Annotated in this window: 1 protein-coding gene; it reads left to right on the forward strand. The window is 60.1% G+C overall.

Features of this window, described 5'->3' with window-relative positions:
- The coding region (locus SB822_RS57140) for a hypothetical protein (protein ID WP_410859112.1) at positions 1-273 on the forward strand (273 nt) is incomplete at both ends.

A 273-nucleotide genomic window follows, 5' to 3' on the forward strand; every position in this document is an offset into this window, starting at 1 on the left:
GTCTTCAATGCAGGCGGTGCGCATCTTTCGGGCAATGTCACCCAGACCGCGAAAGGTCTCCTGACCGGCGCGCTGAAGCTCGATGCGCCGGATATTTCCACGGCAGCAGCCCTGGCGCTGGCGGAGGCGACCGGTGCGGCCAATGCTGATATCACGCTCGACGCCAATGACGGTCGCCAGAATGCATCGGTCACTGCCAATGCCAAGGACATCAAGGTCAATGGCAATCGTATCACCTCGGCTGATATTGCCCTGACGGCAAAGGACCTGTTC

It is taken from the genome of Paraburkholderia sp. SIMBA_054 (assembly GCF_046534875.1).
GTDB classification, from domain to species: Bacteria; Pseudomonadota; Gammaproteobacteria; order Burkholderiales; family Burkholderiaceae; genus Paraburkholderia; species Paraburkholderia hospita.